Annotated in this window: 11 protein-coding genes; 9 read left to right on the top strand and 2 right to left on the bottom strand. The window is 55.0% G+C overall.

The features are described from left to right. Nucleotides 1-46 precede the first annotated feature (46 nt). Complete coding sequence (locus N7268_RS21495; RefSeq protein WP_198905399.1) at nt 47-427, top strand: GFA family protein; 381 nt, start codon at nt 47-49, stop codon at nt 425-427. Here the strand turns inward: N7268_RS21495 and N7268_RS21490 are convergent, their stop codons facing one another. Next, nucleotides 428-1,915 carry an MFS transporter gene (locus tag N7268_RS21490; RefSeq protein ID WP_260864396.1) on the bottom strand — a complete coding sequence of 496 codons (1,488 nt, stop codon included), beginning with the start codon at nt 1,913-1,915 and terminating at the stop codon, nt 428-430. Nucleotides 1,916-2,033: 118 nt separating this feature from the next. Here N7268_RS21490 and N7268_RS21485 point away from each other — a divergent pair, with 118 nt between their 5' ends. The 7 genes from N7268_RS21485 (at nt 2,034) to N7268_RS21455 (ending at nt 11,949) form a co-directional block, all read left to right on the top strand. Beyond that, nucleotides 2,034-2,612 carry a TetR family transcriptional regulator gene (locus N7268_RS21485; RefSeq protein ID WP_260864395.1) on the top strand — a complete coding sequence of 193 codons (579 nt, stop codon included), beginning with the start codon at nt 2,034-2,036 and terminating at the stop codon, nt 2,610-2,612. A 206-nt stretch (nt 2,613-2,818) separates the two neighbouring features. After that, on the top strand, nt 2,819-4,204 hold the full coding sequence (locus N7268_RS21480) for a NarK family nitrate/nitrite MFS transporter (RefSeq protein WP_260864394.1): 1,386 nt from the start codon (nt 2,819-2,821) through the stop codon (nt 4,202-4,204). A gap of 112 nt (nt 4,205-4,316) precedes the next feature. Beyond that, nucleotides 4,317-8,057, top strand: coding sequence for a nitrate reductase subunit alpha (locus tag N7268_RS21475; protein WP_260864393.1), 3,741 nt, complete (start codon nt 4,317-4,319; stop codon nt 8,055-8,057). Further along, nucleotides 8,054-9,598 carry a nitrate reductase subunit beta gene (gene narH, locus N7268_RS21470; protein WP_260864392.1) on the top strand — a complete coding sequence of 515 codons (1,545 nt, stop codon included), beginning with the start codon at nt 8,054-8,056 and terminating at the stop codon, nt 9,596-9,598. Before N7268_RS21475 ends, narH begins: the two co-directional genes overlap by 4 nt. Further along, the gene (gene narW / locus N7268_RS21465; protein ID WP_260864391.1) at nt 9,598-10,293 is read left to right on the top strand and encodes a nitrate reductase molybdenum cofactor assembly chaperone; all 696 of its coding nucleotides are present in this window, start codon (nt 9,598-9,600) and stop codon (nt 10,291-10,293) included. Before narH ends, narW begins: the two co-directional genes overlap by 1 nt. Next, nucleotides 10,290-10,970 (top strand): respiratory nitrate reductase subunit gamma, encoded by a 681-nt coding sequence (narI, locus tag N7268_RS21460; protein WP_198904181.1) that lies wholly within the window; start codon nt 10,290-10,292, stop codon nt 10,968-10,970. The genes narW and narI overlap by 4 nt, the downstream gene beginning before the upstream one ends. 85 nt (nt 10,971-11,055) lie before the next feature. Next, complete coding sequence (locus N7268_RS21455) at nt 11,056-11,949, top strand: PhzF family isomerase (protein ID WP_260864390.1); 894 nt, start codon at nt 11,056-11,058, stop codon at nt 11,947-11,949. Between the two features lie 42 nt (nt 11,950-11,991). Here N7268_RS21455 and nhoA read toward each other — a convergent pair whose 3' ends face one another. Beyond that, nucleotides 11,992-12,837 carry an N-hydroxyarylamine O-acetyltransferase gene (gene nhoA / locus N7268_RS21450; RefSeq protein WP_260864389.1) on the bottom strand — a complete coding sequence of 282 codons (846 nt, stop codon included), beginning with the start codon at nt 12,835-12,837 and terminating at the stop codon, nt 11,992-11,994. Between the two features lie 158 nt (nt 12,838-12,995). Here nhoA and N7268_RS21445 point away from each other — a divergent pair, with 158 nt between their 5' ends. Then, nucleotides 12,996-13,568, top strand: coding sequence for a flavin reductase family protein (locus N7268_RS21445; protein WP_260864388.1), 573 nt, complete (start codon nt 12,996-12,998; stop codon nt 13,566-13,568). Nucleotides 13,569-13,609: the final 41 nt, after the last annotated feature.

Here is a 13,609-nt window from a genome sequence, read left to right as displayed (position 1 = left end):
AGGTCGTTGTCTTTGCGGACAGAGTCATTTTACCGTAAACGTCGAAATGCTTGATGTCTATGCCTGTCACTGTACGTTGTGTCAAAAGTGGTCAGGTGGTATTGCCATGTATCTGGAAGCTAACGGTCATCCGCAGTTGTCGCCAGATTCCATCGAACCTTCGCACTTCCCTTCTTCAACGCGTGGAGAACGTTTTTTCTGTTCCGGTTGCGGATGCCCGTTGTGGTTCACGCTGACCGACAGCGAACGTTACTTTATTCCGTGGACGTTACTGGAACTGAATGAAGTAGACCGTCGCCGCCTGATTTTAGCGGCCGAGATCTATACCGAAACTCAGCCTGCGTTCTGGAGGCTAACGGGGCAATACGCTCGCCTGAGCGGAAAAGAAGTCGAGGCGATGGATTACCCCTGTCATTTAGCCCACTAGCTACTGGCTCTTCACCTTCGCCAGACTGAACCACATCCCTATCGCTAACAGGATAAGCATACTGCCAGCGCTGCTTAACGCCACGCTATGCGACCAGGTAAACGCGTCCCTGGCGGCCTCCAGCAATGCCTCACTGTGCGTGGCGGGAAGTGAATGCGCCAGTTGTACGGCCTCCCCCATTGACGATGAGGCCCGTACCTGCTCCTGTGGGTTAAGCCCTGCAGGCAGCAGAATCGATGCGGAAAAGCTCCGGCTTAACAGCAAGCCAAAAATGGCTATCCCCAGTCCGGCGCCCAGTTCGTACGCCATCGTTTCGATGGCTCCGGCTGCCGCTGCTTTTTCTGCTGGCGCTGCCGCCATAATGGCAGCGGTAGAGGCTAAAAGCGCACTGGCGGCACTGAATCCCAACAGCGCCATTAATATCCAGGCCTGGATCTGCTGAGTACTGAAATCTGTCATTGCCAGACCATAAAAGCTGATAGCACTCAGCGCCATTCCCGCCGTGGCCACGCAGCGCAACCCCAGACGGGACACCAGCATCCCGGCAATCGGGCCGCTGAATCCGCTCGCCAGCATCACCGGCAACATAAACAGCCCTGCCTGATAGGGCGTTAAACCGTGAACAAACTGTAACTCCTGCGCCATCAGCAACTCAAAACCTACCAGGGTTATCATGGCGGTCATGGCCATCACGACACCACTGAGAATAATGCGATGCGCAAACAGCCGCATGTCGATCATAGGACGTGAGGCTGCAAGCTGGATACGCACGAACTGACCCAATAGCAGCGCGCCAGCCAGCAGCGTCAATGCAATGGCGCCGGTCGCCACATGCCCTTTCAAGGCGGTTTTCGCACTATAGACCAGCAACAAAATGGCGATAATCAACATGATCGCGTGGCCGAAATTTAACGATTGGTCACGACGCCCTGCCTGTCGCGGGACATAACGCGCGGTCAGCGCCATCACGACCAGGACAATCGGCACATTAATTAAGAATACCGAGCCCCAGTAGAAGTGCTCCAGCAACATTCCGCCGACCAGCGGTCCAAACGCCGCACCACCGGAGCCCACGGCCGCCCAGACGCCAAGCGCCATATTACGGTGACGTTGCTCGGCAAAGGTGGCGCGTATCCCCGCCAGCGTCGCCGGAACAATCATCGCGGCACCGATGGCCAGTACCGCCCGGGTGGCAATCAACCCTCCGGCACTGGGGGCAAAGGCCGCCGCCAGTGAGGCGAGGCCAAACAACCCGCCGCCCAACAGCAGCAGACGCTTAAAGCCGATGCGATCGCCCAGCGCCCCCATTGGCAACACCATACCGGCCATCACCAGGGAATAAATATCAATGATCCACAGTAGCTCGTTACCACTGGCGCCCAGCGTCATACTCAGCGTAGGCGCGGCAACGTGCAGCACCGTTGCATCAATCGCAACAGGGATGTAGACCAGCACAATAATCACTAACGTTAACCACTGACGAAACATAAAACTCCCGACAAAACTGAAACTGGACACATGTCCAGCTTTAGCGATCCTACGGAAATTTGAACGTATGTCCAACTTTTTGTTACACTGCGAGCACAGTGAATATGCGGGGGCAAACATGAGTTATCTGAATCGGGATGAACGTCGGGAAGTGATTCTGCAAGCGGCAATGCGCGTGGCGCTTGAAGAGGGATTCACCGCCATGACGGTACGACGTATCGCCGCAGAGGCAAACGTGGCGACCGGTCAGTTACACCACCATTTTACCTCCGCCGGCGAACTTAAATCACAGGCCTTTGTTCGACTGATTCGTACCCTGCTTGATGCCGAACTGGTCAGCGAGGACGCAACCTTTCGCGAGCGACTGCATTCCATGCTCGGTAGCGAGGAAGGTGGATTCGAGCCTTATATTAAGCTCTGGCGTGAAGCGCAGATCCTGGCGGATAAGGACCCGGAGATCAAAAGCGCTTACCTGCTAACGATGCGAATGTGGCATGAAGAGACAGCGGCTATCATTGTACACGGTCAGCAGGCCGGTGAATTTTCAGCAGAGCCTGACGCCGCAGACGTCGCCTGGCGCTTGATCGGTCTGGTTTGTGGTCTTGACGGAATGTATGTGCTCGGTATTGAAGAGATGGACGATCCCGCCTTTGCGAGACATCTGGATCGCATGATCACGCTGGAGTTGTTTCGCTAAACCCTGCGCGCAGTAACAGCAGACACTTTATATTTACAATTAGTAACACTTAAGCAACGCGTTATTTTCCCTTCGCTCCGCGCTATTGCGCTTTTTTATCTATTCTTTCAATCATTATTCCCAAAACTTTTCAATAATTTCTAAATAGGGCCAGTACGGCTCTCTCTACGTTTATTTCTTAAACGACGTGTGCATGCGAGGAAAATATGCCGCCATCAAATGAGAAAAATAATCGTTATCTTTTGACTGACTGGAAACCCGAAAATCCTGCTTTTTGGGAAAATAAAGGCAAACACATAGCGCGGAGAAATCTCTGGATATCAGTAAGTTGCCTTCTTTTAGCTTTCTGCGTCTGGATGTTATTTAGCGCTGTCGCCGTCAATTTAAATAAAATTGGTTTTAATTTCACCACCGATCAACTCTTTTTATTAACCGCATTACCGTCCTTGTCTGGCGCAATATTACGCGTCCCCTACTCCTTTATGGTACCTATATTTGGTGGCCGCCGTTGGACGATTTTCAGCACCGTCATTCTTGTTATTCCTTGCCTGTGGCTCGGTTTTGCCGTGCAAAATACCGCTACTCCGTTTGGCGTATTTATTGTTATTGCGCTGATGTGTGGATTTGCTGGTGCCAACTTTGCCTCCAGCATGGGCAATATCAGTTTTTTCTTCCCGAAAGCGAAGCAAGGCGGTGCGCTGGGCGTTAACGGGGGATTGGGTAATCTGGGCGTCAGCGTCATGCAGCTGATTGCACCGCTGGTTATCTTTCTGCCGATATTTACCTTTCTGGGCGTACAGGGCGTACCGCAACCTGACGGCTCGATGCTGTCACTGACTAACGCCGCATGGATTTGGGTGCCGCTGTTGCTGCTCTCAACGCTGGCCGCGGGTGTAGGGATGAACGATATCGCCAGCTCCAAAGCCTCCATCGCCTCTCAATTGCCGGTACTCAAGCGTTTTCACCTGTGGTTGTTAAGCCTGCTCTATCTCGCCACCTTCGGGTCGTTTATTGGTTTTTCGGCGGGCTTTGCCATGCTGGCAAAAACGCAGTTCCCTGAGGTCAATATCCTGCAACTGGCGTTCTTCGGACCGTTTATCGGCGCACTCGCGCGTTCGGCTGGCGGCTTCATCTCAGATAAGTTCGGCGGTGTGCGGGTTACGTTGATTAACTTCATCTTTATGGCGTTGTTTAGCGCCCTGCTGTTCCTCACCCTGCCAGGTTCAGGCTCGGGGAGCTTCACCGCCTTCTACCTGGTGTTTATGGGACTGTTCCTGACGGCAGGTCTCGGCAGCGGTTCGACCTTCCAGATGATTGCCGTGATCTTTCGCAAAATCACGATTTATCGCGTGAAACTGCACGGCGGTACGGAAGAACAGGCTCAGCGTGAAGCGGTGACGGATACCGCCGCAGCGCTGGGGTTTATCTCCGCTATTGGCGCCGTCGGCGGCTTTTTTATCCCGAAAGCGTTTGGTTCCTCCCTGGCGTTGACCGGCTCTCCGGTGGGCGCCATGAAAATATTTTTAGTGTTTTACATCGTCTGCGTGCTGGTGACCTGGCTGGTCTATGGCCGCAAATCACAAAAAAAATAACAGCATAACAATCGCAGAATCGGACGTTTTTGTCGGCCGGACAGGGCATTAGCGGCTATCCGGCCGACAGTTTGGTTCGCGTCGGCCACATTATCGAAGCAGGAGACATGTCATGAGTAAACTGTTGGATCGCTTTCGCTACTTTAAACAAAAGGGCGATACCTTTGCCGACGGTCATGGGCAAGTGATGCACACCAACCGGGACTGGGAAGACAGTTATCGCCAGCGCTGGCAGTTTGATAAAATTGTGCGCTCGACCCACGGCGTCAACTGCACCGGTTCATGCAGCTGGAAAATCTACGTTAAAAACGGTCTGGTCACCTGGGAAACGCAACAAACGGACTACCCACGAACCCGCCCCGACCTGCCAAACCATGAACCCCGCGGCTGCCCGCGCGGCGCCAGCTACTCCTGGTATCTCTACAGTGCCAATCGCCTGAAATACCCGTTGGTACGTAAACGTCTGATTGAACTGTGGCGCGACGCCCTCTCCCGCCAGCCGGATCCGGTACTGGCCTGGGAATCCATCATGAACGATCCGCAGAAGTGCCAGAGCTACAAACAGGTACGCGGGCGTGGCGGATTTATCCGTTCGAACTGGAAAGAGTTAAACCCGCTTATTGCCGCTGCCAACGTCTGGACGGTAAAAACCTATGGCCCGGATCGCGTCGTGGGATTTTCGCCGATCCCTGCCATGTCGATGGTTTCCTATGCAGCGGGCACACGTTATCTCTCGTTGCTGGGTGGAACCTGCCTGAGCTTTTATGACTGGTACTGCGACTTGCCTCCCGCCTCGCCGATGACCTGGGGCGAGCAGACCGATGTGCCAGAATCCGCCGACTGGTATAACTCCAGCTATATCATTGCCTGGGGCTCTAACGTCCCGCAGACCCGTACACCGGATGCCCACTTCTTTACCGAGGTGCGCTACAAAGGCACCAAGACAATTGCTATCACACCGGACTACTCTGAAGTCGCCAAGCTGTGCGACCAGTGGCTGGCGCCGAAACAAGGCACCGACAGCGCGCTGGCAATGGCGATGGGGCATGTGATCCTCAAAGAGTTCCACCTCGATAAGCCCAGCGACTACTTCCTGAATTACTGCCGCCGTTACACCGATATGCCGATGCTAGTCCTGCTGGATTCCCGTGAGGACGGCAGTTATGTACCGGGGCGCATGCTTCGCGCCTCCGACCTTGTAGATAGCCTGGGTGAAAGCAACAACCCGGAATGGAAAACCGTGGCCTTTAATACCGCCGGTGATTTGGTGGTGCCGAACGGTTCGATAGGCTTTCGCTGGGGTGAGAAAGGCAAGTGGAACCTCGAACCGCTGGCGGCGGGTGCGGAAACCGAACTGTCACTGTCGTTGCTCGGTCAGCATGACGATGTCGCCGGTGTGGCCTTCCCCTACTTTGGGGGTAACGAAAACCCGCATTTTCGCAGCGTGAAGCAGGAGCCGGTACTGGTACGCACCTTACCGGTCAAACGCCTCACCCTTGCAGATGGACGTGAGTGCCCGGTGGTCAGTGTTTATGACCTTGTGCTGGCGAATTACGGTCTGGATCGCGGGCTGGAGGATGCGCTGGCAGCCAACGACTACACCGAGATTAAAGCCTACACTCCGGCCTGGGGCGAGCAAATCACCGGCGTGCCTGCACATCACATTGAACAGATCGCCCGTGAATTTGCCGATACCGCCCACAAAACCCACGGTCGGTCGATGATCATCCTCGGCGCTGGCGTCAACCACTGGTATCACATGGACATGAACTACCGTGGGATGATCAACATCCTGGTATTTTGTGGCTGTGTCGGGCAGAGCGGTGGCGGTTGGGCACACTATGTCGGGCAGGAAAAATTGCGCCCGCAAACCGGCTGGCTCCCGCTGGCCTTTGCGCTGGACTGGAACCGTCCACCGCGTCAAATGAACAGTACCTCTTTTTTCTACAACCACTCCAGCCAGTGGCGCTATGAAAAAGTGACCGCGCAGGAGCTGCTCTCCCCGCTGGCGGATGCGTCGAAATTTACCGGGCATCTGATTGACTTCAACGTCCGCGCGGAGCGTATGGGCTGGCTACCGTCAGCCCCACAGCTCAACCTCAACCCGTTAACGGTGAAAGCGAAGGCTGAACAGGCGGGATTGTCACCTGCGGAGTACACCGCCCAGGCGCTGAAGTCCGGGGATATCCGCATGGCCTGCGAACAACCCGACAGCGGCAAAAACCATCCGCGTAACCTCTTCGTCTGGCGCTCTAACCTGTTGGGCTCCTCCGGTAAAGGGCATGAATATATGCTCAAGTACCTGCTGGGTACCGAAAGCGGTATTCAGGGGGAAGCGCTGGGTTCCAGTGCGGGGATCAAGCCGGAGGAAGTCGAATGGCAATCCGCCGCGATTGAAGGCAAGCTCGATCTGCTGGTAACGCTCGACTTCCGTATGTCCAGTACCTGCCTGTTCTCCGATATCGTTCTGCCGACAGCCACCTGGTACGAAAAAGACGACATGAATACGTCGGATATGCATCCGTTTATTCATCCGCTGTCAGCGGCGGTTGATCCGGCATGGGAATCAAAAAGCGACTGGGAAATTTATAAAGGGATTGCCAAAGCGTTCTCAGAGGTGTGCGTTGGCCATCTGGGACAAGAAACCGACGTTGTGCTGCAACCGTTACAACATGACTCGCCGGCAGAGCTGGCGCAGCCGTTTGATATTCTGGACTGGCGTAAAGGCGAATGCGATCTCATTGCGGGTAAAACAGCGCCCAACATTGCCGTCGTAGAACGTGACTACCCTGCCACCTATGAGCGCTTCACGTCGCTGGGGCCTTTGATGGATAAGCTGGGAAATGGCGGGAAAGGCATAGCCTGGAATACACAGACGGAAGTCGATTTCCTCGGCAAGCTGAACTACACCAAGCGTGAAGGTCCGGCAAAAGGCCGACCGCTGATCGACACGGCGCTCGACGCGTCCGAAGTCATCCTGGCGCTTGCACCGGAAACCAACGGTCAGGTGGCGGTGAAGGCCTGGGAAGCGCTGGGCGCAATGACCGGACGCGATCACACCCATCTGGCGCTGAACAAAGAAGACGAAAAGATCCGCTTTCGCGATATTCAGGCGCAACCGCGCAAAATCATCTCCAGCCCAACATGGTCCGGTCTGGAGAGCGAACATGTCTCCTATAACGCCGGGTATACCAACGTGCATGAGCTGATCCCGTGGCGCACGTTGTCGGGTCGTCAGCAGTTGTATCAGGATCACGCGTGGATGCGCGCCTTTGGTGAAAGCCTGGTGGCTTATCGCCCGCCCATTGACACCCGCAGCGTGAGTGAAATGCGCGAGATTCCGCCCAATGGCTTCCCGGAGAAAGCATTGAACTTCCTGACGCCGCACCAGAAATGGGGCATCCACTCGACCTACAGTGAAAACCTGCTGATGCTGACGTTGTCCCGCGGCGGTCCGATTGTCTGGATCAGTGAAACCGATGCCAAAGAGTTGGGTATTGAGGATAACGACTGGATCGAGGCCTTCAACGCCAACGGCGCACTCACCGCCCGTGCGGTAGTCAGCCAGCGCGTGCCGCCGGGGATGACCATGATGTATCACGCTCAGGAGCGAATCATGAATATTCCCGGCTCTGAAGTCACCGGAATGCGCGGAGGGATCCATAACTCTGTCACCCGTGTGTGCCCGAAACCGACGCACATGATTGGCGGCTATGCGCAGCTGGCATACAGCTTCAACTATTACGGCACGGTCGGCTCGAACCGCGACGAGTTCATCATGATTCGAAAAATGAAAAACATTAACTGGCTGGATGATGAAGGTCGCGATCAGGTACAGGAGGCGAAAAAATGAAAATACGCTCACAGGTCGGCATGGTTCTTAATCTGGATAAGTGTATCGGCTGCCACACCTGCTCCGTCACCTGTAAAAACGTCTGGACCGGGCGCGAAGGTATGGAATACGCATGGTTTAACAACGTCGAAACCAAACCCGGGATCGGCTATCCAAAAAACTGGGAAGATCAGGAGGAGTGGCAAGGCGGCTGGGTTCGCGACGTAAACGGTAAGATACGACCCCGCCTGGGCGGCAAAATGGGCGTGATCACCAAAATCTTTGCCAACCCGGTGATCCCGCAAATCGATGATTACTACGAGCCGTTCACTTACGATTATCAGCATCTGCACAGTGCGCCTGAAGGTAAAAACCAGCCTACCGCCCGCCCACGCTCGTTGATTGACGGCAAACGGATGGACAAGATTATCTGGGGGCCAAACTGGGAGGAGCTGCTGGGCGGCGAGTTTTCAAAACGCGCCCGCGACCGTAATTTTGAGAAGATGCAAAAGGAGATGTACGGTCAGTTCGAAAACACCTTCATGATGTATCTGCCACGCCTGTGTGAGCACTGTCTCAATCCCAGTTGTGTGGCGACCTGTCCGAGCGGCGCTATCTACAAACGTGAAGAGGATGGCATTGTCCTGATTGATCAGGATAAATGTCGTGGCTGGCGCTTGTGCATCAGCGGGTGTCCGTACAAAAAAATCTACTTCAACTGGAAGAGCGGCAAGTCAGAAAAATGCATTTTCTGCTACCCACGTATTGAATCCGGTCAGCCAACGGTCTGTTCTGAAACCTGTGTCGGGCGCATTCGTTATCTCGGCGTCCTGCTGTATGACGCAGACCGTATTGAAGAAGCGGCCAGCACCGAACATGAAACCGATCTCTACGAGCGCCAGTGTGATGTATTCCTCAACCCGAACGATCCGGCGGTGATTGAAGAGGCGTTAAAACAGGGTATTCCCCACAACGTCATCGATGCGGCCCAGCGTTCCCCGGTCTACAAAATGGCGATGGACTGGAAGCTGGCTCTGCCCCTGCACCCCGAGTATCGCACTCTGCCGATGGTCTGGTACGTACCGCCGTTGTCTCCTATTCAGTCCGTCGCCGACGCAGGCGGTCTGCCACACAATGGCAATATTCTGCCTGCCGTCGAGTCGTTGCGTATTCCGGTGCAGTACCTCGCCAATATGCTCAGCGCCGGAGATACCGGCCCGGTGCTGCGCGCACTGAAACGCATGATGGCGATGCGCCATTACATGCGTTCGCAAACCGTAGAGGGTGTAACGGATACGCGCGCGATTGAGGAAGTGGGATTAAGCGTTGAACAGGTTGAGGAGATGTACCGCTACCTGGCTATCGCTAACTATGAAGACCGCTTCGTGATCCCAACCAGCCACCGCGAAATGGCGGGTGACGCTTTCGGGGAGCGCAACGGCTGCGGCTTTACCTTTGGCGACGGTTGCCACGGTTCCGACACCAAATTCAACCTGTTCAACAGCAGCCGCATTGACGCCATCGACATCACCGAAGTACGCGATAAAGCGGAGGGTGAATAATGCAAATCCTGAAGATTATCGGCCTGCTGATGGAGTACCCGGACGAGCTGCTGTGGGAGTGTAAAGACGACGCGCTGGCGCTTGTTGCCAGCGATGCACCGATGCTTACCGGGTTTACGACGGCGTTGCTCAATGCGCCGTTACTCGATAAACAGGCCGAATGGTGCGAGGTGTTTGATCGGGGCCGAGCCACCTCATTGTTGCTGTTCGAACACGTTCACGCAGAGTCGCGCGATCGGGGTCAGGCGATGGTTGACCTGCTGGCGCAATATGAAAAGGTGGGGTTGCAACTGGACTGCCGGGAACTGCCCGATCACCTGCCGTTGTATCTGGAGTATTTGAGCGTACTGCCACAGGCTGAGGCAAAAGTGGGATTGCAGAACGTTGCGCCCATCCTGGCGCTGCTGGGGGGGCGCTTAAAACAACGGGAAACGCCGTGGTATCAGTTGTTTGACGCCCTGCTCATCTTAGCGGAAAGCCCCCTTTCAAGTGACAGTGTCACCAAACAGGTAGGCGCAGAGACCCGTGATGATACCCGTCAGGCGCTGGATGCGGTCTGGGAAGAGGAACAGGTCAAGTTTATCGAGGATAACGCCACGGCCTGCGACAGTTCACCGTTACAACACTATCAACGGCGCTTTAGCCAGGACGTGGCGCCACAGTATGTTGACGTCAGCGCGGGAGGCCCGAAATGATTCAGTATCTGAACGTCTTCTTTTACGACATCTACCCGTACCTGTGCGGCACGGTGTTTATCCTCGGGAGTTGGTTACGCTATGACTACGGACAGTATACCTGGCGCGCCTCCTCCAGCCAGATGCTGGACAAACGCGGTATGGTGTTATGGTCGAACCTGTTTCACATCGGCATTCTGGGGATCTTCTTCGGTCATCTGTTTGGCATGTTGACCCCGCACTGGATGTACGCCTGGTTTTTACCGATCGCAGTTAAGCAGCAGATGGCGATGATTGCGGGCGGTATTTGCGGTGTACTGACGTTGGTCGGCGGTGCCGGTCTGCTGGTTCGTCGTCTGACCAACTCACGTATTCGCGCGACCTCCTCCACGGCGGACATCCTGATCCTGTGCGTGCTGCTGATCCAGTGCATTCTCGGTCTGACCACCATACCGTTTTCGGCACAGCATCCTGACGGCAGCGAAATGCTGAAGCTGGTCGGTTGGGCGCAGTCAGTCGTCACGTTCCAGGGCGGTGCGTCTGCGCATCTTGACGGTGTGGCGTTGATTTTCCGTGTGCACCTGGTGCTGGGAATGACCATCTTCCTGCTCTTCCCGTTTACCCGCCTGGTTCACGTCTGGAGCGCACCGGTAGAATATTTCACTCGCCGCTACCAGATTGTACGTTCCCGCCGCTAATATCCTCTGATGCCCGGTAGCGCTTGCGCTATCCGGGCCTGGTTTTTATGCGCTATGATGCTTCTCCATCTCAGGGAGAATGCCAATGAAACCACAGATTTATCACGTCGATGCTTTTACCTCTGAACCTTTTCGCGGCAATTCGGCGGGGGTTGTATTGCATGCTGATGGCCTGAGTGAAGCACAGATGCAACTGATTGCCCGTGAGCTTCGCCATTCAGAAACCGCCTTTTTACTGACCAGTGATGACAGCGATGTGCGTATTCGCTATTTCACGCCAACGGTTGAAGTGCCGATCTGTGGGCATGCCACGGTGGCCGCGCATTATGTTCGGGCGAAAGCACTTGGGCTGGGTGATTGTACCGTCTGGCAGACCTCCCTGGCAGGACGTCACCGGGTTGAGATTCACGCGGAACAAGACGATTACCGTATCAGCCTGGAGCAAGGTACACCCGAGTTCGAACCGCCGCTTGACGGTGAGATCCGAGCCGCGATTATCGCCGCCCTGCACCTCACCGAAGACGATATGCTACCGGGATTACCGATTCAGGTGGCCTCTACGGGGCATTCAAAAGTCATGATCCCGCTCAAGCCCGGTGTCGATATCGATGCCCTTTCCCCGAATCTCCCGGCGTTGACCGCATTGAGCCAGAAAATCGGTTGTAACGGTTTTTTCCCGTTTCAGATCCGACCGGGAAAAAACGAAACGGATGGACGTATGTTTTCGCCTGCTATCGGTATTGTGGAAGATCCGGTTACAGGCAATGCCAATGGTCCGATGGGCGCATGGCTGGTACACCATAACCTGATGGCGCATGACGGAAACATGTTGCGTGTTCAGGGGCATCAAGGGCGTGCGCTGGGACGCGATGGCGTTGTCGATGTCGCCGTCACTGTCCGCAATAATCAGCCGGAAAAAGTGACCATCTCCGGGTCCGCGGTGATCCTGTTTCACGCCGAATGGGCGATTAACCTGTAAGAGCCGCTACCGGATGAGGAAACGCCTCATCCGGTAATCCGTTTACTTACCCGCTTCCGGGTGGGTATCAAATGCCGCCATCACCGTGGCCAGTTCTGTTAGCGTAAAACCGTGTTTCGCATCGTCAACACCCAAACCGAATCGTGTCTGCAGCAGTGCATACAGGCTCGCGACGTCGGGTAAATTCATCTGCTCTACGGCACGGCCGTCCTGGTAATGGGTAAAATGGAAGTTGGTCAGCGTCAGTTTTCCGCCGTCCGGCAGATGACGACACATCAACAAATGGTGGCGAAAATGCGACTGCGGCCAGTGCGCTGACCAAAAGTTGCCTATCAGATAGTCGCTTTGATGTTGCACCACCAGGTCAAAACGGTACATCGATTGCCAGTGCTCATGGTGGCGGAACTGCAATATCCAGTCATCGCCCTCCTGAATCAGCCGGTATTCTCCGTGCGGGGTGTGCTGCTCAATGTCTGCCTGTAACAGAATGGGTGCTGTCAGTGTTTGTCCGCCGAATCCGACGTCAGCGATCCACTGCTTCCCTTGTAACTCAACCAGTAACAGACGATGCGTCCGCGGCGGCAGGCTTGATGGATTCGCCAGCACCACGCGCCCCAACAGACTGCGCACGGTAAACCCTATCTCCCGAAGCGCACGCTCAAAGACCCCATTTTGTTCAAAGCAATAACCACCACGACGGGCAGTAACGAGTTTATCTTCCAGCGACAGGTCGTCGAGCTGCATTTCGCGCGGCAGCAGCACATCCAGATTTTCAAACGGAATCGCGCAGTTATGCAGCAAATGCAGCGCTTTCAGGGTTTCAGGATCGACGCTGGGCGTATCCGTCCAGCCAATACGGGAAAAATAGGCGTTTAAAAAAGGCGTCATACGGCATTCCTGTTTGTTGAATGCTGTACTTATAACGCATTTTTCATTTTACACCGTCGATTTTGTGCGCTGTACGTCCTGCTCAGGCGACAAAATCGCTAATCCCGTTAATATCTATGTTAATTGTGATGCACTCTTTACTCTGCCGAGGAGCCGCTATGAGTCATTTTCGTTCGGTTGAATTAAAACACGCCAGTCGGTTACTTAATCATGGTCCCACCATTTTGATTACCAGCCGCGACGTTCATACACAGAGGCGTAATGTGATGGCGGCAGCGTGGTCAATGCCGGTTGAGTTTGAACCGCCGCGCATTGCGGTGGTGGTGGATAAGACCACCTGGTCGCGAGAACTGATTGAGCGCAGCGGCATGTTTGGCATTGTCATCCCGGGTGTCGCCGCAACCAACTGGACCTATGCCGTCGGCAGTGTTTCCGGTCGGGTGGAAGACAAATTCAACTGTTATGGCATCCCGGTGGTGCAAGGTCCGGTGCTGGGATTACCGGTGGTGGAGGCAAAATGCCTGGCGTGGATGGAGTGCCGCCTGCTGCCAGCCACACCCGCACAGGAGAAGTACGACACTCTGTTTGGCGAAGTGGTTTCTGCTGCCGCAGATGACCGCGTATTCATCGACGGTCGCTGGCAGTTTGATGAGGATAAACTCAATACCCTGCATCATCTCGGTGCGGGTACCTTTGTCACCAGCGGCAAAATGATCACCGCAGGCAAATAACGAACATCTACAGATGGCAGCGTAAGGCTGCCATCAAGACA

This window comes from Citrobacter sp. Marseille-Q6884, from assembly GCF_945906775.1.
Taxonomy (GTDB): domain Bacteria; phylum Pseudomonadota; class Gammaproteobacteria; order Enterobacterales; family Enterobacteriaceae; genus Citrobacter.
Note: the sequence above shows the minus strand (reverse complement) of the source record. Positions and strands in the feature narration are given on the sequence as shown.